Here is a 24,837-nt window from a genome sequence, read left to right as displayed (position 1 = left end):
TTTACTACTCAATGGGAATCGCTTTCAAAGCGATTTTATCGATGGCTTAATTATCTTAGATTTACGATGGTTTGTATGTGCGATAAATACAAGCCGGGACTTTTAGAGAGATATCCTCGCCTGTATCCCGCCAAAACATTGAGTCTCGCACCTCTTGGGGAGCCCTGTCGCGAGCAAAGCGATTCAGTATTTCCAGTTTGCTGCTGTCTCCACCTAACTCAGCACTCAGCCTTGCCTGAGTGCTGTAGGCAAACTCAGCCCGAAAAATCTCCTCACATTCGTTAAACCCAGCGCCCTTAAAAAGCCAGGCTAATTGGTCCTGTCTTGGGAAGTAGCGATTGAAAGCCTGGGACTCGCAGCGGGCCAACATGCTGGATTTCCGTACAATATCGGTAAACACATCCTGCATCACACCGGAGGCTGGCAGCAATTGCCAAATAATAAAGCGCCCCCCCTTCCTCAAGACCCGGAATACTTCCCTCATCACCAATGGCTGATCCAACTGGGGCACTTCATGCAGCCCCATTTTGAGCACCACCGTATCAAAAGATTCCCTCTCGTAAGGCAGAGCCCTCGCATCACCCACAGTGACATCGACCACTCTCTCTCGCACATTGGGGTCAATGCGCTTGAGTTGTGAATAGTGGGTATCGCACAGGCTGAGGGCAATTTCCATTGCTTTTTCATCGGCATACTCCAGTAGCAACTGGCTGACTGCCCCATTCCCACTCATCAAATCCAGTACCTTGTCACCCTCCCTGAGATCCAACGCTTCGAGCAACTTTGCTTTCGATTCCGGTGAAACTACGAAGGCGTCAATAGCATCCTGAGTAAGGACATTGTACCCATCTGCCACAATCTCGCACCTGACCTGCAGTTTTAGAGATGCAAACAATTCCACTAGATCGGGGGGGCCATGCAAACTCGCGATGTGGCTACCATCGGGCCCCAGATCAATGGATAACCTCAAAGAAAAAGTGTCATCCAGAATTTCTGAGACAAATACCTGCGCTTCATTACTGAGACTAAAAGTAAACGTTGGGTGGCCAACCAGGTCGTTGCTCAGGTTTAACGGTACAATTTTTCTACCTTGCCTCATGACTTCGCCCTTTGGCCGTAGTCATCCATCCAACACTTGGCAATTTACCAAAAGGATGAAAACACTTCCTCCGAGCCCTCTTTTGGCTAAATACAATTACTTTATAAACACCAACACCTCCAGTTCACATGGAACAGCTAAAAATAAAGTTGATTTTTTTCAATAAAAACAATGAATTATGTGGATAATTTGATGTCTTTTCTGGAAAGTAAAACCCCACTCGGGCAGCCAAAAAAATACCGGGGCAGCCTAGATAGCACTTCCCAATGGCGTAAATTGAGGCAAACTATTTCGTCGAATTGTCACTATCGCCTATCATAACGGCCAATCTAATAGCTTTGGCTGATCAAAATATGGCCAACTAGGTGGACCCCCAGTTCACTGGGTAAACTTTGCACACAGACAGGTTTAAAGAGAGTTTCATGAGCAACAATCATCATCGACTGATTATTCTCGGTTCAGGTCCTGCAGGCTACACAGCAGCCATCTACGCAGCCCGCGCGAATTTGAACCCCGTAGTGATCACCGGCATGCAACAGGGCGGACAGCTGACCACTACCACAGAAGTTGAAAACTGGCCCGGTGGTATCGCCGACCTACAAGGTCCCGATCTGATGGTGCAAATGCAGCAACACGCTGAGCGCTTCGACACTCAGATTATTTTCGACCACATCGAATCTGTAGATCTGAACAATCGCCCGTTTACCCTGAAGGGCAATGAAACCTATACCTGCGACGCGCTGATCATTGCCACTGGCGCCTCTGCTCAGTACCTGGGCCTGCCATCCGAGGAAGCCTTCCAGGGCCGCGGCGTCAGTGCCTGCGCTACCTGTGATGGTTTCTTCTATCGCGATCAAAAAGTGGCGGTAGTCGGTGGCGGTAACACCGCTGTTGAAGAGGCCTTATACCTGTCTAACATCGCCAGCGAAGTCACACTGATTCACCGCCGCGACGAACTTCGCGCGGAAAAGATTCTGCAGGATCGCCTGATGGCTAAGGTGGAAAGTGGCAATATCAAACTTTGCTTTCACCATACCCTCGACGAGATTCTTGGGAATGACAGCGGTGTAACCGGTCTGCGCATTCGCAGCACACAGGACGACTCCACCAAGGAGCTGGAAGTCTCCGGTGTGTTTATCGCGATTGGCCACAAGCCCAATACCGATATTTTTAAGGATCAGCTGGAAATGAACAACGGCTATATCATCGTGCAGAGTGGCCTGGAGGGTAACGCTACCCAGACATCTGTGCCCGGTGTGTTTGCAGCTGGCGATGTGTCTGATCATATCTACCGCCAGGCAGTCACTTCCGCCGGAACCGGCTGTATGGCGGCTCTGGATGCTGAGCGCTTCCTCGACGCCTGATAAGCGCTTCCCTCCCCGGGTATCCATAAGGTACCCGGACCTCTTCAGGCCCAGGACAGGTATCATTTTGTGGCAAGGAATACCCAAAGCCGCCTGATGTGGCTCGACCATAACCATATCGATTTCCCTCCCACCCAGACAGCGCTCGACGATCCCAATGGGCTCCTCGCAGCAGGCGGAGACCTGACCCCTGACTGGCTGTTAGCGGCATATGAACGCGGTATCTTTCCCTGGTTTTCTGATGACCAGCCCGTCCTTTGGTGGTCCCCCTCGCCACGCTGTGTAGTGATACCCAGTGAATTTCGTGTAGGCCGCAGTCTGCGTAAAGTGCTGCGCCGAGGTATATTCTCGGTCACATTTGACCAGGCCTTCGAACAAGTGATCGAAGGCTGCCGTGCCCCTAGAGCCTCTGAAGATGGCACCTGGATTACCGATGAGATGATTGAGGCCTATGTCGATATGTTTCACCTGGGCCATGCCCACTCAGTCGAAGTATGGCGCGACGGACAGTTGGTAGGCGGGCTTTATGGCATAGCCATTGGGCGGGTATTTTTTGGTGAGTCAATGTTTCACCGGGAGACAGATGCTTCCAAAGTCGCTTTTGTCCACCTCATTCGCCAATTAGAATTGTGGGGCTGCCCTCTAGTCGACTGCCAGGTAGGTAACCCCCACCTAAGCAGTCTTGGGGCCGTTGAATTATGTCGCAGGGACTTCGAACACTTGCTGGAATGCGGCCTGGCACAACCCGCCTTCCCGCAGCCTTGGAAACTTTCGTGGACTTATGGGTAAATACTCTCAGCTCGACTCGGTCCGCCTATTGGCAACCTTGCCCCACCCATGCGGCTACCTGCCGGACAGGGAGGCGACAACGGTATTTGTAGACCCGCAGACAGAGGTAGACCAACGTCTTTACAACCGGCTCTCAGAGCTGGGCTTTCGCCGCAGTGGAGCCTACCTCTATCGTCCACAATGCGCCGCCTGCAGAGCCTGTGTACCCGCCCGTGTGCCAGTCGGCCTTTTTGTGCCAGATCGCAACCAGCGACGCTGCTGGAAGCGCAATAGGGACCTGGATATCTTCCATATTGAATCCATCGACACGGACGAACACTACGAGCTGTACGCCCGCTATATCGAACAACGCCACGCCGACGGTGAAATGTACCCTCCCAGTCGCGAGCAATATCGCAGCTTTTTGAGCCCAGCCTGGGGGGCCACTCGCTATTTTGAGCTGCGCGCACGGGGTCGTCTGGTGGCAGTAGCGGTTACTGACCTCCTTACTGCAGGCCTGTCGGCCATCTATACTTTCTTCGACCCGGATGAGGACAAACGCAGCCTCGGCAGCTATTGCATTCTCTATCAGATTGAATGGGCCAGGCGACTTGGCCTCCCCAATCTCTATTTGGGCTATTGGATTGAGAAGTGCCACAAAATGGCCTACAAAAGCCAGTTCAAGCCGATTGAAATGCTCACTGAGAACCGCTGGAGCTTGAAATCTCTCTAGCCCAATTGCACGCGCCCTTTGCTCTATTCCCCCTTTTCGTGCAAAATGCTCGCCCGTCGAGCCGCGGCTAGGCAAGATTGCCTCCGGGGTACAGGTCTGATCAAGTTTATTTGAAGGTTGCTGCCGCATGGCAAAAGACGATTATATTGAAATGGAAGGCGAGGTGATCGACACCCTGCCAAATACCACTTTCCGCGTAAAGCTGGAAAACGGACACGTGGTCATTGCGCACATCTCAGGAAAAATGCGTAAAAACTACATTCGCATCCTCACTGGCGATAAGGTCAAAGTAGAGCTTACTCCCTATGACCTGAGCAAAGGCCGCATTACGTACCGCGCCCGTTAATTCGCTCGCCAAGCAAAAGCCCCAAGGCGATTTGCAGGGATACAAAAAAGCCACCTTGCGGTGGCTTTTTTGATGCGTTTACAAGCAAATTCAGGCAGGAACCGCCGTCTTTATGGATATCTCGTCATTTTCTATGACGACCACTACACGGCCACCCTCTTCCGCCAATTCCCCAAATAGAACGGACTCCGCCAAGGGTTTACGCAACTTATCTCGAATCAAACGAGACATTGGGCGAGCTCCCATTTTTTCATCGTAACCGCGAATAGCCAGCCACTCTCGAGCCTCATCCTCCACGACCAGGGTTACACGGGAGTCGTCCAACTGCGCCTGAAGTTCGACAATAAACTTATCTACCACAGTCTTAACCACATCCAATGGAAGAGCACCAAACTGGATAATACTGTCGAGGCGGTTACGGAATTCTGGGGTAAACATCTTCTTAATTTCCTCCATACCATCGGAGGAGTGGTCCTGACTGGAGAAACCGATAGATCGGCGACTCATCAGCTCAGCACCTGCATTGGTAGTCATAATCAAGATCACATTGCGGAAATCTGCCTTGCGACCGTTATTGTCCGTCAGAGTCCCGTGGTCCATCACCTGGAGAAGCAGGTTAAATACTTCCGGGTGGGCCTTCTCTATCTCATCGAGCAACACCACACTGTGCGGATGCTTGGTCACTGAATCGGTTAACAACCCGCCCTGATCGAAGCCCACATAGCCTGGAGGCGCACCAATCAAACGGGAAACCGTGTGACGCTCCATATACTCAGACATATCAAAGCGGATCAGCTCAATCCCCATCACCTTGGCCAGTTGGCGGCAGAGTTCAGTCTTACCAACCCCTGTGGGACCAGAGAACAGGAACGAACCTATGGGTTTCTCCTCGGCACCGAGACCCGCACGACTCAGTTTGATCGCCGTGCTGAGAGCTTCAATCGCTCGATCCTGACCAAAGACCACCATCTTGAGGTTGTCATCGAGCCTCGACAATTGCTCCTTATCAGACGCAGAGACACTTTTCGCCGGGATGCGAGCCATCTTGGCAATGACTTCCTCAATCTCACTAACACCAATCACCTCTGTCCGCTCCTCTACGGGCAACAGGGATTGATAGGCCCCCGCCTCATCAATTACATCGATGGCCTTATCGGGTAGGAAACGCTCGGTGATGTGACGGCTGGAGAGTTGAGCGGCGGCATCGAGGGCGGCATCTGTGAAACGCACCTTGTGATGATCCTCGAAGCAACTCCTGAGCCCTTGCAGTATCTGAACAGTCTCCTCAACCGAGGGCTCACTGACATCGATTTTTTGAAAGCGGCGAGAGAGCGCGCGATCTTTCTCGAAGATGCCGCGATATTCGGTAAAGGTGGTGGAGCCAATGCAGCGGAGCTGACCGCTGGACAGCAGCGGTTTCAGCAGGTTGGAAGCATCCATAACGCCGCCGGATGCTGCGCCGGCTCCAATAATGGTATGGATCTCATCGATAAACAGGACTGCGTGTTCGCGCTTTTTCAGCTCAGCTAACAGTGCTTTAAAACGCTTCTCAAAATCGCCGCGGTACTTGGTTCCAGCGAGTAGAGATCCGAGGTCGAGAGAATAAATGGTGCTGTCTTTTAGTGGCTCGGGAATATCCTCGTCCACAATTCGCCTGGCTAAGCCCTCAGCGATGGCTGTTTTACCAACGCCGGACTCACCGACCAACAGGGGGTTGTTTTTGCGGCGTCGCGCAAGAACCTGGGTGACCCGCTCAACTTCGGGACCGCGCCCGACTAGTGGGTCGATTCGACCAAGGATCGCCTCCTGATTCAGGTTGGTTGCATAGCTCTCCAGGGGGTCAGAGCCTCCGGGCTCGGTACCGGTACTGATCTCCTCTTCCACCTGCTCCTGGGTGGCATCTGAGCCATGGTGGTGATTGTGGTTGTTGCCGCTGGAACCGACCCTGGAAATTCCATGGGTGATGTAATTGACGACATCGATACGCGCAACACTCTGCTGCTTCAGATAGTAAACGGCTTGGCTTTCCTGCTCACAGAAAATGGCGACCAGTACATTAGCTCCGGTGACCTCTTTTTTACCCGATGACTGAACATGGAAAACGGCTCTCTGCAATACCCTCTGGAACCCCAGGGTGGGCTGAGTCTCGCGATCGGTATCTGCCTCCGGGATTAACGGCGTGGTTGAGTCCACAAACTCCAACAGTTCGCGGCGCAATGCGCTCAGGTCGGCCCCACAGGCATGCAACACGTCAGCAGCCGACTCATTGTCCAGGAGCGCTAGTAACAGGTGCTCCACAGTCATGAATTCGTGCCGCTTCGCTCGTGCACCCTTGAACGCCAGATTGAGCGTTACCTCTAAGTCCTTGCTGAGCATTTAAACCTCAAACCCTAATCGCCAATATTCCCCGCCGACTCCGCTGGTAGGCGCGCACCCTTTGCCGGCATCTATCTCCTGGCTGATTCCTTTCAGGTGACGGGACCCTTGTGCTAAAGCAGCTCTAATATAAATCAATCGTCTTTACTCTCGTCCGCCTCTATCTCACATAACAATGGATGCTCATTCTCCTGGGCGAACTGATTAACCTGCGCGGCCTTTGTCTCCGCTATATCCCGAGTATAGACACCGCACACTGCTTTTCCCCGCGTGTGTACTTGCAGCATCAACTGTGTGGCGCGCTCCCGGTTGACCCCAAAAAACAATTCCAGAGTCTCCACCACAAAGTCCATGGGGGTATAGTCATCATTCAACATGATGACCTTATACATAGGCGGGCGTTTGAGCCGAAGCGGCGCCTCTTCCAGTGCGAGCCCGCCATCGGAACCCTCACCATCCAAATAGTCTCCTCCAGAATCACTGGAGCCTAGTTTAATGACCTGCAAAATACTCATAACAATTATCAATGTGTTCTAACGAGCTTAAGTAGCACGACATGCTCAACCATCAACGACCTGCCATTGTAACCTTATTTGACCAACGACACAGGGACAACACAGTCGTGTGCGCAGCTTCTTGACATTCCTATAGCAGTTGACTACAAGAGGTAGTGCCTGCTCATTCACAGCTATTAGTCGCAGATAGGATTGCAGTCGATTAATCCGCAGGTCAAATAAATATAAAAACTCTGTAAGGTGACCAATAGGTCACTCAGGCAATTAGAGGGAGTTCGTTATGCCTACTGGTACCGTGAAGTGGTTCAACAACGCTAAGGGATATGGGTTTATTCTTGCAGATGAAGGAGGGGAGGATCTGTTCGCGCACTATTCCGCAATTCAGATGGAAGGCTACCGAACCCTGAAGGCCGGTCAACAAGTTACCTTTGACATCGTCAGGGGCGACAAAGGCTATCACGCCGCAAATATTTCTACCGCCGCGTCGGCAGAAACGACGACTGGCAACCAGAGCGCAAGCGCCAATAAAGATCTCAGCCACTCTGAGACAATCAGAGAGAAAGAGGCAGAAGCGCTCGACTAACCTTTTCGAGGCGGTGCTGACAGGTCCACACAAAAAAAAGCCCTTTGCCATACAGCAAAGGGCTTTTTTAAGTTAGGGCCGGATTAAACAATCCAAGCCCCAATCGGCCAATTAGGCCATGTGCTTGATAACTTCGTCACCAAACGCGGAGCAGGACTTCAGCTCGGCACCATCCATCAGGCGTTCGAAATCATAAGTCACGGTCTTGGCTTCGATAGCCCCTTCCATACCCTTGATGACCAAATCAGCAGCTTCATTCCAACCCAGGTGACGCAACATCATCTCAGCGGAAAGAATCAGGGAGCCAGGGTTTACCTTGTCCTGACCAGCGTACTTGGGTGCAGTACCGTGGGTAGCTTCGAACAGGGCAACGTCATCAGACAGGTTTGCACCTGGAGCGATGCCGATCCCACCAACCTGCGCGGCCAGTGCGTCGGACAGGTAATCGCCATTCAGGTTCAGAGTGGCAATGACATCGTACTCCGCTGGACGCAGCAGGATCTGCTGCAGCATAGCATCGGCAATCACATCTTTAACAATGATCTCTTTGCCGGTTTTCGGGTTTTTAAAGCTGTGCCAAGGACCACCGTCCAGAGGCTCGGCACCGAATTCTTCGCGAGCCAGCTCGTAACCCCAATCGGCGAAGGCACCTTCGGTGAACTTCATGATATTGCCTTTATGTACCAGGGTTACGGAATCGCGATCCTGGTCAATGGCGTACTGGATAGCCTTGCGCACCAAGCGCTTGGTACCTTCGGCAGAAACCGGCTTAATGCCGATACCGCAGTGCTCTGGGAAGCGGATTTTCTTAACACCCATCTCGTCCTGCAAGAACTTGATGACTTTCTTAGCTTCGTCAGTGTCCGCTTTCCACTCGATACCAGCGTAGATATCTTCAGAGTTTTCACGGAAGATCACCATGTCTACCTTATTCGGCTCTTTAACCGGGGAAGGTACACCGCTGAACCAGCGAACCGGGCGTTGACATACATACAGGTCCAATTCCTGACGCAGAGCAACGTTCAGGGAACGGAAGCCACCGCCAACCGGGGTGGTCAAAGGGCCCTTGATGCTGACAACATACTCTTTGATCGCCTCGAGGGTTTCAGCCGGGAACCAGTCGCCAGAGTAGGTTTCTGCTGCTTTCTCGCCGCAGTAGATTTCCATCCACTCGATTTTCTTGTCGCCGCCGAAAGCTTTCTCTACTGCCGCGTCGATTACTTTGCGCATTACCGGGGTGATATCCACACCGATGCCGTCACCCTCGATGAATGGAATTACCGGGCGATTCGGAACATTCAGCGAACCGTCGGAATTGACTGTAACTTTTTCGCCGTCTGCCGGCACTTGGATGTGACCCATATTGCGTAAACTCCCAAAATTCTATGACTTTTTAGGTCCAGCGTTGCTTGCACCGCTCCCCCGGGACCATTGGGCGGGGATAAAAATCGGCGGGATTATAGCAGCATCGGCTAATTTTTGTAGTTGGATTACAATACTCAATTTTTCTTATGCCCAAGATTATTCTCCTCAACAAACCTTTTGGCGTGTTAAGCCAATTCACAGACCCTCAGGGTCGCGCCACACTTGCGGACTACATCCCTCACCAGGGCTTCTATGCCGCCGGTCGGCTCGACTATGACTCCGAGGGCCTCCTACTCCTCACTGATGATGGAGCGCTACAACATCAAATCAGTCATCCAAAGAGAAAGATGGCGAAAACCTACTGGGCCCAAGTTGAGGGAGACATCACCGATGATGCCCTGATGCTTCTGCGCCACGGTGTAGATTTGAAAGATGGGCGCACCGCTCCGGCGAAAGCCCGCAGACTCCCCGAGGTCGACCTTTGGCCGCGCACCCCTCCAATCCGAGAGCGCAAGTCCATACCCACCAGTTGGGTAGAACTTATCATCCACGAGGGGCGAAACCGCCAGGTGCGGCGCATGACCGCCGCAGTTGGCTTCCCTACCCTGCGCCTGGTGCGAATGGCTATCGGCAATTGGAAGCTTGATGCTCTGCAGCCGGGGCAGTACCGCTCGGAGGAGGTTTTCTCTGCGCCTAAACCGAGGCCCTATCGCAAAACGAAACCACCTCAGAAGCGCAATCGCCCCCGCCGGGGGCAGTAAGCTATAAACCAAGATGAAAGCGGCCTTGGTCAGAAGCACGATTCACAGGTAAAATTCGCCCCCTTTCCATCTCAGTGAAGTAGTGACTGTCCTTTTTATGCCTGATTCCACGCACAACAAACAGCCAAAGCGCGTCATCGTCGGTATGTCCGGCGGTGTGGACTCCTCTGTAGCCGCACTTCTGCTTATGCAGCAGGGCTACCAGGTGGAGGGTCTGTTTATGAAGAACTGGGACGAGGATGACGGCACCGAATACTGCACCGCGAAAGCGGACTTGGCCGATGCCCAGGCTGTCTGTGAAAAACTGGGCATTAAGCTGCACACCGCCAATTTTGCAGCCGAGTATTGGGATCATGTATTCGAATACTTCCTGGCAGAATACAAAGCCGGCCGCACGCCGAACCCAGACATCCTCTGCAACCGGGAAATCAAATTTAAGGTCTTCCTGGAATATGCTGAAGTTCTGGGGGCGGATGCCATTGCCACCGGGCACTACGCCCGCCGCCGCGATATGGAAGGTCGCACCTACTTATTCAAGGGGCTGGATGGCAACAAAGATCAAAGCTATTTCCTCCACGCCGTTGGGGAGGCAGAATTTGCTCGCTCACTGTTCCCATTAGGGGAACTGGAGAAACCCGAAGTGCGGCGCATCGCCGAGGAAAATGGCTTTATCACCCACAACAAGAAAGACAGCACCGGCATCTGCTTTATCGGAGAGCGCCGCTTTAAGGATTTCCTGGAACAATACCTGCCTGCCCAACCGGGCGACATGGAAACCCCCGAAGGCGAAGTTATGGGGCGTCACGCCGGCCTGATGTATCACACCATCGGACAGAGACAGGGACTTGGTATCGGTGGAGTCAAAGGTGCTGGCGAAGAACCTTGGTATGTTGTGGGTAAAAACCTGGAGCGCAACGTATTGATTGTTGCCCAAGGGGCGCATCACCCATTGCTCTACGCCACGGGTTTGACGGCAACCCAAACCCACTGGATCAATGGTGCTGCACCAGGGGAGTCTTTCCGCTGTCAGGCGAAAACTCGCTATCGCCAGCCGGACCAGGATTGCATCGTACAGGTACAGGAAGATGGAAACCTGGTTGTTGAATTTGATGAGCCTCAACGTGCAATAACTCCAGGGCAATCTCTGGTCCTGTACGATGGTGAAAAATGCCTCGGCGGCGCAGTGATTGAACGAGCAACCGGTATAGGCACCGCCGTACCAGAAAAGTACAAGAAACACTAAGGAGTGACTTTGAATAACTGGCGGGACCAGGCTCTGGCACTGGCCGGAATTTTTCAATCCGCAACACTGGTAGAGCGCCTGGCCAAGACGGGCACTGCTCCCCAGGCCCAACTGGAAACAGGGGTGTATAGCCTCTTCCAGCTCAACCCAGATCGCACCGAAGATGTGTTTGCCGGCGCAGAGAAGCTGCTGCCCGGCTTACAGGTTTCACGGCAGTTACTGCAGTCTCGGCAACACCCTGAATATACAGACTGCCTGCGCTACGCACTATCGGTGCTCTATCTACAGCGACAGTTAAGTAAGAAAGGAGAGTTGCTCTCCATTATTGGCAGTCGCCTGGAAAAAGCCAAGACTCAAGCGGAGCACTTCGCCCCTACTCACGAGAATGTGTTTTCCAATCTTGCCAGTATTTATAGCGATACTCTCGGCACTTTCCGCTTTCGCATCCAGGTTCTGGGAGATTTCAATTTCCTACAGCAACAGCGCGTCGCCAACCAGATCCGCTCCATGTTGTTTGCCGGTATTCGTTCAGCCACGCTTTGGCGACAATTGGGCGGCAGGCGCCTGCACCTTCTGTTTCAACGCAAAAAACTATTGCGTGCGACCGACGAGCTGATCGCACAGATCGAATCAATAAAAAACTAATCCCGGAGATTTACTATGACAGTTGAGCTTTCCGCACTCACAGCGGTATCCCCTATTGATGGTCGCTACGAGAGCAAGACTGCCCCCCTACGTGAAATTTTCAGTGAATACGGCCTGATTCGCGCCCGTGTTGAAGTGGAAGTGCGCTGGCTTCAGAAACTCTCCGCTCACTCGGAAATCGCTGAGGTAGAACAGTTCGACGAAGCTGCCAACCAATTGCTCGATAGCATTGTGGCCAACTTCTCCCTGGAAGATGCCGGGCGTATCAAGGAAATTGAGCGCACCACCAACCACGACGTTAAAGCGGTTGAATACTTCCTCAAGGAAAAAATCAGCGGCAATGCACAGCTGGCAAAAGTAAGCGAATTCGTTCACTTCGCCTGCACCTCCGAGGACATCAACAACCTGTCCCACGCCCTGATGCTACGAGCTGGCCGCGACAACGTCATGTTGCCCGCAATGAATGACCTGGTAGAAAAGATCGCCAAACTCGCCCAGGATTTCGCCGATGTGCCAATGCTCTCCCGCACGCATGGCCAAACCGCCAGCCCCACTACTGTCGGTAAGGAACTTGCCAACGTGGTTGCGCGACTGCGCCGCCAGGTAGCCCAAGTAAAGGCCGTACCACTGCTGGGTAAAATCAACGGTGCTGTGGGCAACTACAATGCCCACCTGTCGGCCTACCCAACTATCGACTGGGAAAAGAACGCGGAAGAGTTCATCTCCTCTCTCGGCCTGACCTGGAACCCCTACACCACCCAGATCGAACCCCACGACTATATTGCCGAACTGTTCGATGCCATTGCGCGTTTTAATACCATCCTGATCGACTTTGACCGCGACATCTGGGGCTATATCTCCCTCGGATACTTCAAGCAGAAAGTCGTTGCCGGAGAAGTGGGCTCCTCCACCATGCCACACAAGGTCAACCCTATCGACTTCGAAAATTCTGAAGGCAACCTGGGCCTGGCCAACGCCGTATTCCAGCACCTGGCCGCGAAATTGCCGGTTTCCCGCTGGCAGCGCGACCTGACCGATTCCACCGTACTGCGCAATATGGGCGTGGGTGCCGGTTACTCCGCCATTGCTTATGCCGCCACCATGAAGGGGCTGGGCAAATTGGAAATCAATCGTGAACGCCTGGCAGCGGATCTGGATAACTCTTGGGAAGTCCTAGCTGAGCCGATCCAGACTGTTATGCGTCGCTACAACATCGAAGAGCCTTACGAGAAACTGAAGGCCCTTACCCGCGGCCAGGGTATTACCCGCGAAACTTTAAAAGTGTTTATCGAAAACCTGGAAATTCCCGCAGAAGCCAAGAGCGCACTGCTGGAAATGACCCCAGCATCCTATATCGGTAATGCTATCGAGCAAGCTCGCAAAATTTAAGTGAGCAATGCTTCCGGCTACATCTCCGTGGCCGGAAGTTTATTCAAGCCGATTACCATCGCTCTAATCTGCATAGCTGTAATTTCACACTGAATTACAGTCAATGGCAGATTTGAGAACATTTCCCCAGCCCAACTAACAGTGAGAGTTACCGTGGCAAGCCCCCTTACCCATCTCGGCGATATGCCAATTGAAGTTTTTATGCGCGATTATTGGCAGCAAAAACCCCTGCTGATTCGCAAAGCTTTCCCCAACTTCGAATCGCCCATATCAGGTGAAGAGCTTGCAGGCATGGCACTGGAGGAAGCGGTCGAATCACGCCTGGTGCTGGAAAATGGTGAGAGCGGTCCCTGGGAATTACGTACCGGCCCTTTTACAGAAGAAGATTTCCTCTCACTGCCCCGCACTCACTGGACACTACTTGTACAAGCTGTAGATCAGTGGCTTTCAGAGGTGGCAGAAATAAAAGAGTATTTTCGTTTTATTCCGGACTGGCGCCTGGATGACGTCATGATTAGTTACGCGGCCGACCAGGGTAGTGTCGGGCCTCACTATGACCATTACGATGTCTTTCTGCTCCAAGCCGAAGGCAAGCGCCTTTGGCAGCAGGGAGTAAAAGTAGATGAAACCAGCCCACGCCTGGAAGGCACTCCCCTCAATATTTTGAAAGAGTTCTCCGCAGAAAACAGTTGGGTTCTAGAGCCCGGTGATATGCTCTATCTTCCACCACAATACAGCCACTGGGGGATCGCCGAGGGCGGCTGCACCACGATTTCCATTGGCTTCCGAGCACCCTCTGCCTCAGTCATACTGGAAGACCTCGCCGCGGAAGTAGCCATGGGGCTACCGGATAGCCAGCGCTATACCGATGCCGGTATGGAACCGGCAAAGTGCCCGGCGGAAATTGATCCTCAGTCCGTAGCTCGCTTACAACAACAACTGGTCGAGTGGCTGAAGCAACCAGAAAAAATTACCCAGTGGTTTGGCGCAGTGATGACTGAAGCAAAATACCCTGATACCGTCGCACTAGACGCTGATGAGGCCGCAGACTGGCGTGAGCAAATGCCAAAGGGGATGCCATTGGTGCTAAACCCCGCATCACGTGTAGCCTTTTCCCGGGAGCCAGCCACGTTATTTGTTGATGGTGAAGCACTGCCTGCACCAATTACATTTGCCCAGCAGTTTGCTGAATCGCACGAAATTTCTTGGGACGATATTGAGGCTTTCCCAGAAATTGCCAGCAATGATGGGCTCATCGATCAGCTGGTAGCCCAGGGCACACTAATTTATCCTCCCGAGGATTTCTGAAATGGCCGTACTAATACGCCCCGCGGACTGGCAAAAAGAGCAAGAAAACATTCGAGCTATCCGCGAAGCCGTGTTTGTGCAAGAACAGAAAGTACCCGCAGACTTGGAGTGGGATAACCTGGAGGAAAGTTCGCAACATTTCCTGGTTTTTAATGATGGTGTCCCTGTAGGAACCGGGCGCATCTCTAAAGATGGAAAAGTTGGCAGAATGGCAATCAAGCAATCTGCCCGAGGCCTGGGGCTCGGTGCCCAATTGCTAAAAGGCATTTGCGACTTTGCCAAACAGCGAGGCCTTCTCAATGTATACCTGCATGCACAACAACACGCTGAGGGCTTCTATGCCAGAGGTGGCTTTAGCCCGGAGGGTGAGATCTTTTATGAGGCGGGTATCCCCCATATCAAGATGGTGATGCAGTTGAACTAGTGGCCATGGAAATGCCGGTATGCAGATGTATACCGGCCCAATCCCTCCCTCCTTATCCAAACCTCCATAAATAAAATACCCTCTTCACTGTTTCGGTAGATCCCATCCACCCCCTTCTCCTTTCCTGATTAACATTTCCAGAAGATATAGCTAGCGGTGAGATATATTCAATTTGATAACGGCTTTGTAAGTGTATTCTTATAATCTTTTCTTTTTAATTTCTTGCTATAAATGAGACCGAACAGACTGCCCATCATTTGGGCCAGTCCCTTTTACCTGACTTATCGTTGTCCCGGGCTAATATCAGAGGGCCAGAGAATCGAATAAGAGTATGCTCAACCAACTATGCCCAAAACATTGCTCCTTAAAAATGCCGAGATCCTAGTAACCATGGACTCAGAAAGGCGTGAAATTGCCAATGGGGGCATTTATGCTGAGGACGGAATAATTACCGCTGTTGGGCAATCCAAGGATTTGCCCAGGAGTGCAGACACGATTATAGATGCCTGCGGGCAGATAGCGCTTCCAGGGATGGTGAACACTCATCACCACTTAAATCAGACTCTCACCCGCAATCTGCCTGCCACCCAAAACAAGAATCTGTTTGCTTGGTTGCAGCTTCACTACCCCATTTGGACCCGTATAAACCCAGAGGCCTCCCGCACCAGTGCCCTGATTGGTTTAGGTGAGCTTGTGCTCTCCGGCTGCACGACAATATTTGACCACTCTTACCTATTCAAAAGTGGCAACAAAGTAGATTTTCATATTGAAGCCGCCAAAGATTTGGGCGTGAGATTCCATGCCAGTCGCGGCTCTATGTCTCTAGGTAGATCCAACGGGGGCCTGCCCCCTGATGAGAGCGTCGAAGACGAAGAATTTATCCTCAAGGACAGCATCCGTGTCATCGATCGCTATCACGACGCAAATTACGGCGCTCTAACCCGAATCGTTTTGGCTCCCTGCTCCCCTTTTACTGTTTCAGAAAACTTGCTAAAGGAAACCGCTCAGTTAGCACGAGACAAGGGGGTCATGTTGCACACACACATCTGCGAAACATTTGATGAGGAACTCCATACACTTGAACGATTTGGCAAACGTCCATTGGAATGGATGGAGGAAGCAGAGTGGCTGGGCCCCGATGTTTGGTTTGCTCATGCCGTGCATGTCGACGCCCAAGAAGTAAATACTTTCGCTCGTATGGGGTGTGGTATTTCACACTGCCCAAGCTCTAATATGCGTCTCGCTTCGGGGATTGCGCCAGTTAAAGATTATATCGCCGCCGGCATAAAGGTGGGCCTTGGCGTGGATGGCTCTGCCAGTAACGACGCTTCCAATATGCTTCTTGAAACCCGCCAAGCAATGCTGCTTTCAAGGTTGAGAATGGGGCTTCGCCCCCCAGAAGGGCCACACCGTTACGCCCAACTCCCCCAATCCCATCCACTGCGCTCCTCAGAATGGATGACTGCTCGGGAAGCCCTTGAACTTGCCACAATTGGAGGCGCAAGTGTTCTAAATCGCACTGATATCGGTGCCCTAGAAGTTGGGCGCTGCGCAGATTTTTTTACACTGGAACTCAACACGATCCAATACGCGGGCGCCCTTTCAGACCCAGTTGCCGCTGTAGTCTTCTGCGCTCCCCAGTGTGCAAAAACAGTGGTTATCCACGGTCGCCAGATTGTGAGTAATGGAGAGATCACTTCAATTGATATGGCCCCTGTCATTCGTGAACATAATAAGTGGAGTCGAAAACTTCTGAGTGATGCCTGATATGCAAAGAGTTGGAGCAGGATTAATAGGAAAGGAAAGATACCTTCCCTGGAGCGTTGCGCTGCTGCTTTTTTCAACCAGTATCGTACTCTCAGTTTTCTTTGCCTTACTATCCCCTAATATTGTGACCCAGCTTGAGCTTAACCACAGCGAAATAGGCATTTTAGGCGGCAGTTCTTTTTTAGCTTACTCTCTTGGCCAACTCCTTCTGGGATCTAAACTAGGCGCTATAAGCCCAAGAGCCCTCCTCAGTCTAACCGCTTTACTAGCCTCATGTGGCTGTATTATTTTTGCAAGTAGTTCCAATTTTCTATGGGCGTTAGCCGGCCAAATCTTAATTGCATTTGGTCTGTCCTGTAGTTTTATAGGTGTCATCTATATTATTGGAAGGGATTTACCGGACCACTTCTCGCTTTTAAGCGCGCTGAGCCAAGGATTAGCAAACTTTAGCGCTGCTTCTCTATCAATACTGCTCGGTTTATCTGCAAACATTGCTTCATTTCGCGGACCCTATTATTTTGCTGGAGTTTTTCTTATCGCTTTGGCAGCGGCACTTTACGCTATTGCTGGCAGTAATGCCGAAATCAGAAATAAAAAAAATGACTCGACATTATCACTCATTACTCAACTTAGAGTTTGTTTCACTTCTTTACAATTCTGGGCAGCGTTTGTTTTTTATGCTTGCTTCTATGGCAGCATGCTCGCCTACTCCGACCTATGGAATGTACAGTTCCAAGTAAATTTTTTTGACGAAAATGCACAACAAGGGACTATCAGCAACACAATGACCCTGATAGGGGTAATTGTTGGCAGCCTCACTGTTGGCGTCTGGGCCCAACATAGAAATGACTATATTATACCCGCGAGGATTTTTAGCCTAATTGCACTGACAATCACATTGATCTTGCTATTGATTAACCTTCCTATTTCATGGAGTTTAGGGGCTAACTTTATTCTAGGGATTGGGCTCAGTGGATCTATTCTGGCATTTTCAGTAATCCAGACTCAATTACCAAAATCTACCCACACTCTGGCAACAGCACTGGTAGTTACTGCCGGATTTATTTTTGGTGGGATTTTACAAGCAATAGTAGGCTTATCACTTGAATCTAATCAACAGCTGGGGTTGATAGATAGAATAACCGAACACCTTAATTTCTTACCTAAAGGTAGTGCTAAATTTCTAACCTATCAGTCTGCTTTTCAGTTAGTAGGTATCATTATCTGTATTGGCTTTTTTAGCAGCTTATTCTTCAATAAAAAAAATAGCCCCTGCAAAGATCAATGAGAAATTGCAGAGGCTATTTTATTACCTAGAATCGAGTTATCTCAAAAAAACACTTCAAAGGTTAATCGGGGTAACCGTACATTGTTGCCTTTATAGAAGCTGTAAGCGGCCTAGTAATTGCCCTATTCGCTCCCCCATATATAAAGCCGTATGATAATCAAGCTCGTGAACGGTTCCTTCACCCTCAACAACAGCAACTAGGCCCGACTGGCACCCACTCCTATTTCGCCGCTTTACATCGTGGTTTGGCAGGATACCTAAAGGTACCCACAGCATACCCATCTGGGCGGCAAATATCTGTAAAGTGCTAATCGTATTGAGCTGATCTCCACTAAAGTTACTGCCGATGGTAAATCCAGCAGATAACTTATCTACCCAACCGCGTCCACTATAGCGTTCACTGGCTGCATCCATAAAAGCTTTAAACTGAGCTGAAACCGATCCCATAAAGGTTGGCGAGCCAAATACAATTCCATTACATTGGTCCAGTCGAAGCATCAATTCAGGATTGTGATAGCGCCCTTGAATAATATGCTCACCCTTAATCGCAAGTGCTTCCCCTTCACAGCCAGGAATACTATTGATCCCATCTACGATGGCTTCCGCTAAAGTCCTTGTACTGCCACAAACAGAGTGGTACACAACACCCACTTTGATCATGATACGACCTGATCGACATTCGTAATAGAGTGATCATAATTTTCAGAGGATGGTACAGTCCTAAAGAGATTGACCAGCTTCTGGTCAGTACCTATATCCACCGGTGTCTCGATCCCAAAAACTTCTAAAAGCGTTTTGCGTAACTCTTCAACACTGGCCAGCATAATGACACTTTTTGGCCCGGAAATTGGTTGATAACTTAATTGGCGATCCAATAAAGCATGACGACCCTCTGGGAATGCTCGTGTAGCAATCAAGTGCTCAACAAAACGAGATTCTGGGTGTGTACTACAAAACCAGTTGGCGATTTTATAGTCACCTGTGGTGCGCGGTCGTAAATCGAAGCTATACATTGGCTGCCAGGAATCGGAAACCTTTACTTCCAATAAGTAGTCTTCATCTAACTGTGTCAATCGATAGATGCCGTGAGGCGTTCTCTGTGGATCAGACACATCCAAGCGCAGTGGAGCAGTAAGCGTATTGCTGCCAAAACCAGCATCCAGTAAATAAGGTACCTGACCGACCTCCACAAGTAGAATCATATGTGATTGGGCAGGCTGATGGCCTGGAGGTGTCTGCCAGAGAACTCGTGCAGCGAGCCCCGTTACCGTAAATCCAATCTGCTGCAACACAGCACGTAACAAGGCATTTTGCTCAAAGCAATAGCCTCCACGTTGCTGATTAACAAGCTTTTGCTCAATCGCAGCTAAATCAATATTCACTGGACAGCCTAGAAAGGACGTTACATTTTCAAATGGCAGAGTACGAATATGCTGGGTGAGGATACTCTTCAGGGTACCCAGGTCCAGAGAAGGCGTATTGAAGTAACCGATACGCTCAAAGTATTTATGTAAATCTATATGATGTGTGCTTTCTGTCATTTGCCTCTACTCCTCCTGGCCAATCAACAATAGGAGTAGTCTAATAGCTAAACCTTGGTTTAGGTCAAGGCGAATTACTAATTATATTTCTATGTTGACGAATCAGGAGAAACGAAGAAACGAAGAAACGAAGAAACGATACAATTTTAAAGGCTAGGAAGGGGATAGAACCTCTAATCCAAGAGCTTATCCCAATAGTGGGTCCGTCGAAGCATATCCTCTATGGTTTCTTCTGGTAACAACTCCAAAGGTGTTAACCCATCCACTATCTGCCATCCGCCTCCAAGAGAGAGGTATACCTGAACCAGGTTTGCTGCCACGGCACCCTGAGCAACCACTAAAATATCTTGCTGGGCAAGATTGGAGACCATAGTTGTGAGAACTGTATTGTATTGTATTTGCCCATCAATATACTGAGTTATAGATAGGTTAACTGCTTCCTCTGAAGCCATAGCAGCGATATTATAAAAATATTGCTGCTCCTGAGATTTAAGGTAAGCAACAATTGCATTCTCAACATCTACTTGTGCCTGCAAAACCACCTGCTGATAATCCGAGACAAGCTGCTGAAAGGTTGCATCCTGTAAACGTACATTGTTTCGTAATCGTCCGTAGTTAAAAACGTTCCATTCAAAATCAACAAATAGATCCCAAGCATCGCTTCTACCATTTAGCTGCCCACCCCTAATATCAATTGCGCCAATCAATCCACCAATTGAAAAGTTTGGGTAAAGCTCTGCGCGTGCAACTCCAATCAACTCTCCCTGGGCAGCTAGGAGACGTTCGGCCTGGCGGATATCTGGACGCTGTCGCAAGAGATCCTGCGGCATACCTATCGCTATAATTGAGGGGACATCTGGTACTGTTGGAGATACAGAAAGAATATCAGTAAGGCTATGAGGGGGCATACCCAGCAATATAGACAGAGTATTTTTCAATTGCTGTAGTGTTGTTTCCAATCCGGGTACAGTAGCCTCAGTATTACTCAATAAGGTTTGGGCCTGCTCAGCGTCCAGGGCACTAACCTCTCCCGCATTGAATTTTACTTCTGCAATTCTTAGCCCTTCTCTCTGAATTCGAATATTCTCTCTGGCCACCTCAAGACGACGCTTAATAGTGCGAATATTAATATATGTCTGTGCCACCTGTGCAATAATCGAAACGAGCAGTCCATCATATTCAGCCAAGCTAGACTCAAAGTCAGCTGCTCCCGAGTTTACCAGCCTCCTTAGCTGCCCCCACATATCCAGCTCCCAAGTTAAATTAAAATTAAGATAATATTCACTCTGCAAGTTCCCTGTTATACCTGAGCGAACATATTTTGATCGGTCCACCAACCCCTCAATTTGCTGTGTTTGAGGGAATTGATTTCCGATTGCGATCGAGAGGAGTTGCTGAGCTTGTAAGGCCCTCAAAGCGGCAGATCTTAGTTCCAAGTTATTCTCTATTGCCTGCGCCACCAAATCATCCAGTACTGGATCTGCAAAGGCAGACTGCCACCAATATGGGTTAATTGATTCGAGGCTATCCAAACTCTTACTATTTTGGTAAATCCAAGAGTCTTCCACTGTAACAGGCGGGGGCAAATAGTCGGGACCCAACATGCAGCCGCTACCAACAAGTGTGACAAGTACACCAAGAACTACAGAGTGATGTAGATTTTTTGGACTTAACCAATTAAGGAGTTTGCGCCGTATCATCTTCTTCGGCGCTCGCAGAACCACTCATAACAAGTACTGAGCTGGTGAAGCCAACCCGTAGCTCAACCGAGGTGGGGATTTCGGTCAGGTGAACTCTCACGGGTATCCGTTGAGCTAACCTAATCCATTCAAACGTAGGATCTACCCTTGGTAATAAATCATTGCCAGCAGTTCCATCTCTTTGCGCTATTCCCCAGCCAATACTTTCCACATATCCATGCAGCGGCCTATAGGGATAGGCCATCAAGGTCACGATGGCCTGATCACCCGGAGAAATACGACGGATGAATGTTTCCCGAAAATATCCCTCCACCCGATAAGTACTAACGTCTACTATGGATAGGGCCGGTTGATTGGCAACCGCTTGATCACCAAAACGGAAATCGAGGTTCGTTACATAGCCGGAAACCGGCGCGGTAACCGTAGTGTATTCCAGATTAAGCTCTGCCTGACGCACTAAAGCAAGAGCCGCACGCACCCCAGGATTGTCTATTCCCAACGCTCCGAGTTGAGCTCGAGCCTGCGCTAATTCAGCCTGAGACTGTTCTAAAGAAGCCAGAGACTTGGCAAGTCTCGCCTCTGCCCCAGCACGATACTCTACAGATGACTCAAATTCTGCCTGAGCGGCCTGAAGGGATCTGACCGAAGTGGCACGCTGAGGAAGCAACTCCTGTTGACGTTTATATTCCGCCCTAGCCTTTGTGATCTCTGCTTCTAGTGCATTGATATTACTTTGAGCCTGATCTATGGCTGCTGAGGATTCTCGCAACCGGGCTTCATAAGCAAGAATATTTTCCCTTTGGGCATTATATGTATCTATAGCCTCTTCATATTGCGCGTTTGCTTCAGCCAAAGCGGCTTCATAGGTTCTCGGATCAATTTGAAAAAGTAGCTCTCCCGCTTTGACAAACTGATTGTCCCTGATCGGTAATTTAACTACTTGTCCCGAGACCCTGGGAGTAACCTGGATTATATCTGCCTGAACCGTTCCATCTCTCGTCCATGGGTTGTTAAGATATCTCCAAAACTGCAAAACCAATAACAAAACAGCAATTAAAACCAAGCCTCCCGTGAGAATATATTTACTATATTTTTTCATACTTATATCCCCACAAACACTACCCCGAAGAAAACAGAGTAAATAACACTCAACGAGATGATAACTACAGGAGGATTTGCAAAATACCTAGAGAGTCGAAAACGATCCAAGAGCCTGGCAGTAAGTAGTGCAGCAAGCACACCGAGCAAGCCCGAAACTAAAATAGGCGAAAGATAAAATCCACCTACGGAAACGTCATGCGGTATCTTTTCCATCCACAAACCTGGTTAAATCATAAGAATCGCTCTTCACAAAACCGCTCCCAATCCAATGACTCTGACAAATGAAACAATTCAGCTAGGTAGTTATTGATACAATGGGTAACACCTAAAAAATATAAAAAATTTGACACTCCCTCCCTGGATTTCTCACTATATCCCCCCATCTCCATAAGCTCATTTACATCAACATTTGCCCGATGAAATATTCTCCGATACCCCCGCCTTAACGAATCAATATGCACCTCTCTTTTCTTACCGGATAAATAAAAAAGTATCTTCCCAGCCAGACATCGCCAAATAAAAGCTTCTCGCAGCATTCTCTTTGGGGCCACAAAATTCATTTTACTTTTATCTATTCTGTACAAAATCTTTACTTGATTTGCAATCAGCATCAACAGGCTAATAACCCTATCCATTTGATACCTGGACATACCTTTAATACGACTTTTATCAATGCCATCCATCCAATAGAGGATACATTTATATGCAATAAAAACGACGTTAATATGATAAAGTATATATAGCCGATAAAGCATTGAATGCCTTTTAGCCTCAGGGATATCACCCTGCAATATCAAGCAAGCAGAACTATTAAGAAGTCTATTCACATTCTTTTTAAAGTTTCTCTCGGGATGTGAAGTAAAAGGTATATTCCTAGAAACTGCCAAAATACAAAAAATAATTGCAAGCACAAAAATATAATTTGTATACACGACAAAACTATAAGTTTGGTAATCATTAAAATTAAAAATGATTTGCGGGAAAATAAGCACCAATGTTCTTATCATTGACTGAGCACCAAATGCTCGATTGGCAAAGTAGCAAACAATAAAGGTCCAGACAAATATCATCAGCCCCAGAGAGTAAAATCCCTGCAATTTAGGCATCACAAAAAAGTATAAGGGCGCCGACATTAAACAAACTAGTATTGTATAAATGCATGTCTCAAACAGTCTGATTTGAGGGCTGACTGATGCAATAATTGCTATTACAGTAATCAACAAAACAACCAATAGACCACCGATCATACCTGGGACAAATAGGTATGCCAGATATGCAATCCATATACCTACAAGTACACGAACCACATTGCCGAGCCTATCTGGATCTGGCATAAGAAGGCCCAGCCAATAGGCGCCCCCTTCATCTGAGAAATTTAAATATGACCTGCCCATTCTCCGTATATCATTCGCAGAATCTATTAATGAACGTGTTTCTACTTCTAGATCATTTAATGATCGCCTTGTAATCGCCAAGGCAGCGGTCTGAAATGTTGACAACTCTTTTATTTTTTCTACATCGCCCTGGACATTTCTTTCCCCAGCGGTATCTGCGAGCTCCCCTCCACTGATCGCAAGTTTTACCTGTGCAAACCGATGCTGTACATCCTCAATATACTCACTTACCCCAGAGAGGTATTTGGATACACCTAATTCACTAGACAGGGCTAAACTTTCCTCAAGCTTCAATAGTGACTGAGTTACTGCTTCAGCACGATACCCAAAGTGATTCCACTGCTTGCGACACTCCCAAATCTCATAACTATCAGAACTGGCATCATCAATGGCTGTGCGAAGACGTGTATCTGTTTTCAGCAACTCGACTCGCTTATCAGGACGAACCTCAACTTTTTCTTGTTTTTGGATGCGGTTAAAACAGCTTTCAGCAAAAAGTCGTTGCTTTTCGAGAAGCTCAGTAGATACTTTATCTAACTCTCCTCGGCTACAATTTGGCCATACAAGAACAGCAATAAGACCGTAAACGACGATCCCCAGTAAAGATTCCTGTACACGTAGAATTCCTTCTTCGTAGGAAATAGAAAGGTCACCGCCAGTCGCATCCCACAACAGCAAAATGACATAGCCGCATGTAATCCAAAAATACTGATATCGCGACCTTTGTAGGAAATAGACGCAGCTCGCAACCCAAAGAGAAAGGGCGATCATAAAGAGCCAACGATCCTGAGGGAATAATGCGACGATAAACCAACCACCCAATAGTGCAAAAAGCGTCCCAAGTATCCACAAGATAGCCCTATTAAGGGACTGCCCGAGGTTTGCCTGGCTACATACAATAACAGCGAACCCAGCCCAAAAAGGTTTCTCCCAATTAAAGCCCATAGCAATGGCATAAACAGAGACCAAAGCCGTCGCGAGTTTGAACGACTCCTTTGCATTGCGAGATAACTGCAAGGCCTTCTCCGATTGTATTTTCACCACTTAGCAACGCCTAAATTTTTCTTTGGCGTCGCAAAGTTTATATATCAATTGATTGCTTTAATTGCCGGGAAGAAGTATGGCAT

The 24,837-nt window shown here is 49.3% G+C and carries 23 protein-coding genes; 13 read left to right on the top strand and 10 right to left on the bottom strand.

What is annotated here, in order from left to right:
* Positions 1-61: 61 nt before the first annotated feature.
* Entirely contained in the window at positions 62-1,099 is a 1,038-nt protein-coding gene (locus LC073_RS10155; RefSeq protein WP_226646656.1) for a class I SAM-dependent methyltransferase, read from the bottom strand.
* A gap of 422 nt (positions 1,100-1,521) precedes the next feature.
* Here LC073_RS10155 and trxB point away from each other — a divergent pair, with 422 nt between their 5' ends.
* The 4 genes from trxB (at position 1,522) to infA (ending at position 4,310) form a co-directional block, all read left to right on the top strand.
* Positions 1,522-2,463 carry a thioredoxin-disulfide reductase gene (trxB, locus tag LC073_RS10150; protein WP_226646655.1) on the top strand — a complete coding sequence of 314 codons (942 nt, stop codon included), beginning with the start codon at positions 1,522-1,524 and terminating at the stop codon, positions 2,461-2,463.
* A gap of 69 nt (positions 2,464-2,532) precedes the next feature.
* Complete coding sequence (aat, locus tag LC073_RS10145) at positions 2,533-3,252, top strand: leucyl/phenylalanyl-tRNA--protein transferase (RefSeq protein ID WP_226646653.1); 720 nt, start codon at positions 2,533-2,535, stop codon at positions 3,250-3,252.
* Complete coding sequence (locus LC073_RS10140) at positions 3,245-3,964, top strand: arginyltransferase (protein ID WP_226646651.1); 720 nt, start codon at positions 3,245-3,247, stop codon at positions 3,962-3,964. The genes aat and LC073_RS10140 overlap by 8 nt, the downstream gene beginning before the upstream one ends.
* A 127-nt stretch (positions 3,965-4,091) precedes the next feature.
* Positions 4,092-4,310 (top strand): translation initiation factor IF-1, encoded by a 219-nt coding sequence (gene infA / locus LC073_RS10135; protein ID WP_010130378.1) that lies wholly within the window; start codon positions 4,092-4,094, stop codon positions 4,308-4,310.
* Between the two features lie 90 nt (positions 4,311-4,400).
* Here infA and clpA read toward each other — a convergent pair whose 3' ends face one another.
* Together clpA and clpS are read right to left on the bottom strand one after the other, a co-directional pair.
* Positions 4,401-6,686 (bottom strand): ATP-dependent Clp protease ATP-binding subunit ClpA, encoded by a 2,286-nt coding sequence (gene clpA / locus LC073_RS10130; RefSeq protein ID WP_226646650.1) that lies wholly within the window; start codon positions 6,684-6,686, stop codon positions 4,401-4,403.
* 134 nt (positions 6,687-6,820) lie between these two features.
* The gene (gene clpS, locus LC073_RS10125; protein ID WP_226646648.1) at positions 6,821-7,201 is read right to left on the bottom strand and encodes an ATP-dependent Clp protease adapter ClpS; all 381 of its coding nucleotides are present in this window, start codon (positions 7,199-7,201) and stop codon (positions 6,821-6,823) included.
* 280 nt (positions 7,202-7,481) lie between these two features.
* Between clpS and cspD the strand changes: the two genes are divergently transcribed.
* On the top strand, positions 7,482-7,784 hold the full coding sequence (gene cspD, locus LC073_RS21810; protein ID WP_319004720.1) for a cold shock domain-containing protein CspD: 303 nt from the start codon (positions 7,482-7,484) through the stop codon (positions 7,782-7,784).
* 111 nt (positions 7,785-7,895) lie between these two features.
* Here the strand turns inward: cspD and icd are convergent, their stop codons facing one another.
* The gene (icd, locus tag LC073_RS10115) at positions 7,896-9,146 is read right to left on the bottom strand and encodes an NADP-dependent isocitrate dehydrogenase (RefSeq protein WP_226646646.1); all 1,251 of its coding nucleotides are present in this window, start codon (positions 9,144-9,146) and stop codon (positions 7,896-7,898) included.
* A 149-nt stretch (positions 9,147-9,295) separates the two neighbouring features.
* Here icd and LC073_RS10110 point away from each other — a divergent pair, with 149 nt between their 5' ends.
* The 8 genes from LC073_RS10110 to LC073_RS10075 all read left to right on the top strand — a co-directional run bounded on the left by LC073_RS10110 (position 9,296) and on the right by LC073_RS10075 (position 17,974).
* Positions 9,296-9,910, top strand: coding sequence for a pseudouridine synthase (locus LC073_RS10110; RefSeq protein WP_226646644.1), 615 nt, complete (start codon positions 9,296-9,298; stop codon positions 9,908-9,910).
* Positions 9,911-10,007: 97 nt separating this feature from the next.
* Positions 10,008-11,153, top strand: a complete 1,146-nt coding sequence (gene mnmA, locus LC073_RS10105; protein ID WP_226646642.1) for a tRNA 2-thiouridine(34) synthase MnmA — start codon at positions 10,008-10,010, stop codon at positions 11,151-11,153.
* A gap of 9 nt (positions 11,154-11,162) precedes the next feature.
* Positions 11,163-11,798, top strand: a complete 636-nt coding sequence (gene hflD, locus LC073_RS10100; protein WP_152453442.1) for a high frequency lysogenization protein HflD — start codon at positions 11,163-11,165, stop codon at positions 11,796-11,798.
* A 15-nt stretch (positions 11,799-11,813) separates the two neighbouring features.
* Complete coding sequence (gene purB / locus LC073_RS10095; RefSeq protein WP_226646640.1) at positions 11,814-13,187, top strand: adenylosuccinate lyase; 1,374 nt, start codon at positions 11,814-11,816, stop codon at positions 13,185-13,187.
* A gap of 153 nt (positions 13,188-13,340) precedes the next feature.
* The gene (locus tag LC073_RS10090) at positions 13,341-14,495 is read left to right on the top strand and encodes a JmjC domain-containing protein (RefSeq protein ID WP_226646638.1); all 1,155 of its coding nucleotides are present in this window, start codon (positions 13,341-13,343) and stop codon (positions 14,493-14,495) included.
* A gap of 1 nt (position 14,496) precedes the next feature.
* The gene (locus LC073_RS10085) at positions 14,497-14,919 is read left to right on the top strand and encodes a GNAT family N-acetyltransferase (RefSeq protein ID WP_226646636.1); all 423 of its coding nucleotides are present in this window, start codon (positions 14,497-14,499) and stop codon (positions 14,917-14,919) included.
* 345 nt (positions 14,920-15,264) lie between these two features.
* Positions 15,265-16,686: an 8-oxoguanine deaminase gene (locus LC073_RS10080; RefSeq protein ID WP_226646634.1), complete on the top strand. Its 1,422-nt coding sequence runs from the start codon at positions 15,265-15,267 to the stop codon at positions 16,684-16,686.
* Positions 16,679-17,974, top strand: coding sequence for an MFS transporter (locus tag LC073_RS10075; RefSeq protein ID WP_226646859.1), 1,296 nt, complete (start codon positions 16,679-16,681; stop codon positions 17,972-17,974). Before LC073_RS10080 ends, LC073_RS10075 begins: the two co-directional genes overlap by 8 nt.
* Before the next feature lie 90 nt (positions 17,975-18,064).
* Here the strand turns inward: LC073_RS10075 and LC073_RS10070 are convergent, their stop codons facing one another.
* The 6 genes from LC073_RS10070 to LC073_RS10045 form a co-directional block, all read right to left on the bottom strand.
* The gene (locus tag LC073_RS10070; protein WP_226646632.1) at positions 18,065-18,634 is read right to left on the bottom strand and encodes a flavodoxin family protein; all 570 of its coding nucleotides are present in this window, start codon (positions 18,632-18,634) and stop codon (positions 18,065-18,067) included.
* The gene (locus tag LC073_RS10065; RefSeq protein WP_226646630.1) at positions 18,631-19,515 is read right to left on the bottom strand and encodes an arylamine N-acetyltransferase family protein; all 885 of its coding nucleotides are present in this window, start codon (positions 19,513-19,515) and stop codon (positions 18,631-18,633) included. The genes LC073_RS10070 and LC073_RS10065 overlap by 4 nt, the downstream gene beginning before the upstream one ends.
* Positions 19,516-19,688: 173 nt before the next feature.
* Complete coding sequence (locus tag LC073_RS10060; protein ID WP_226646628.1) at positions 19,689-21,215, bottom strand: efflux transporter outer membrane subunit; 1,527 nt, start codon at positions 21,213-21,215, stop codon at positions 19,689-19,691.
* Positions 21,193-22,314 (bottom strand): HlyD family secretion protein, encoded by a 1,122-nt coding sequence (locus tag LC073_RS10055; protein ID WP_226646626.1) that lies wholly within the window; start codon positions 22,312-22,314, stop codon positions 21,193-21,195. The genes LC073_RS10060 and LC073_RS10055 overlap by 23 nt, the downstream gene beginning before the upstream one ends.
* A 2-nt stretch (positions 22,315-22,316) precedes the next feature.
* Complete coding sequence (locus LC073_RS21935) at positions 22,317-22,529, bottom strand: DUF1656 domain-containing protein (protein WP_216646325.1); 213 nt, start codon at positions 22,527-22,529, stop codon at positions 22,317-22,319.
* 17 nt (positions 22,530-22,546) lie between these two features.
* On the bottom strand, positions 22,547-24,727 hold the full coding sequence (locus tag LC073_RS10045; protein ID WP_226646624.1) for an FUSC family protein: 2,181 nt from the start codon (positions 24,725-24,727) through the stop codon (positions 22,547-22,549).
* Between the last annotated feature and the right edge of the window lie 110 nt (positions 24,728-24,837).

Origin of the sequence: Microbulbifer variabilis, from assembly GCF_020524905.1 — a bacterium.
GTDB classification, from domain to species: Bacteria; Pseudomonadota; Gammaproteobacteria; order Pseudomonadales; family Cellvibrionaceae; genus Microbulbifer; species Microbulbifer variabilis_A.
The sequence above is the reverse complement of the archived record's forward strand: the minus strand, read 5'-3'. Positions and strand labels throughout refer to the sequence as shown.

Excerpts from the sequence above, each read along its gene's own strand:
- LC073_RS10155 (WP_226646656.1), bottom strand. The coding sequence starts at position 1,099 with ATGAGGCAAGGTAGAAAAATTGTACCGTTAAACCTGAGCAACGACCTG.
- trxB (WP_226646655.1), top strand. The coding sequence starts at position 1,522 with ATGAGCAACAATCATCATCGACTGATTATTCTCGGTTCAGGTCCTGCA.
- LC073_RS10140 (WP_226646651.1), top strand. The coding sequence starts at position 3,245 with ATGGGTAAATACTCTCAGCTCGACTCGGTCCGCCTATTGGCAACCTTG.
- infA (WP_010130378.1), top strand. The coding sequence starts at position 4,092 with ATGGCAAAAGACGATTATATTGAAATGGAAGGCGAGGTGATCGACACC.
- clpA (WP_226646650.1), bottom strand. The coding sequence starts at position 6,686 with ATGCTCAGCAAGGACTTAGAGGTAACGCTCAATCTGGCGTTCAAGGGT.
- clpS (WP_226646648.1), bottom strand. The coding sequence starts at position 7,201 with ATGAGTATTTTGCAGGTCATTAAACTAGGCTCCAGTGATTCTGGAGGA.
- cspD (WP_319004720.1), top strand. The coding sequence starts at position 7,482 with ATGCCTACTGGTACCGTGAAGTGGTTCAACAACGCTAAGGGATATGGG.
- icd (WP_226646646.1), bottom strand. The coding sequence starts at position 9,146 with ATGGGTCACATCCAAGTGCCGGCAGACGGCGAAAAAGTTACAGTCAAT.
- LC073_RS10110 (WP_226646644.1), top strand. The coding sequence starts at position 9,296 with ATGCCCAAGATTATTCTCCTCAACAAACCTTTTGGCGTGTTAAGCCAA.
- mnmA (WP_226646642.1), top strand. The coding sequence starts at position 10,008 with ATGCCTGATTCCACGCACAACAAACAGCCAAAGCGCGTCATCGTCGGT.
- purB (WP_226646640.1), top strand. The coding sequence starts at position 11,814 with ATGACAGTTGAGCTTTCCGCACTCACAGCGGTATCCCCTATTGATGGT.
- LC073_RS10085 (WP_226646636.1), top strand. The coding sequence starts at position 14,497 with ATGGCCGTACTAATACGCCCCGCGGACTGGCAAAAAGAGCAAGAAAAC.
- LC073_RS10080 (WP_226646634.1), top strand. The coding sequence starts at position 15,265 with ATGCCCAAAACATTGCTCCTTAAAAATGCCGAGATCCTAGTAACCATG.
- LC073_RS10075 (WP_226646859.1), top strand. The coding sequence starts at position 16,679 with ATGCCTGATATGCAAAGAGTTGGAGCAGGATTAATAGGAAAGGAAAGA.
- LC073_RS10070 (WP_226646632.1), bottom strand. The coding sequence starts at position 18,634 with ATGATCAAAGTGGGTGTTGTGTACCACTCTGTTTGTGGCAGTACAAGG.
- LC073_RS10065 (WP_226646630.1), bottom strand. The coding sequence starts at position 19,515 with ATGACAGAAAGCACACATCATATAGATTTACATAAATACTTTGAGCGT.
- LC073_RS10060 (WP_226646628.1), bottom strand. The coding sequence starts at position 21,215 with ATGATACGGCGCAAACTCCTTAATTGGTTAAGTCCAAAAAATCTACAT.
- LC073_RS10055 (WP_226646626.1), bottom strand. The coding sequence starts at position 22,314 with ATGAAAAAATATAGTAAATATATTCTCACGGGAGGCTTGGTTTTAATT.
- LC073_RS21935 (WP_216646325.1), bottom strand. The coding sequence starts at position 22,529 with ATGGAAAAGATACCGCATGACGTTTCCGTAGGTGGATTTTATCTTTCG.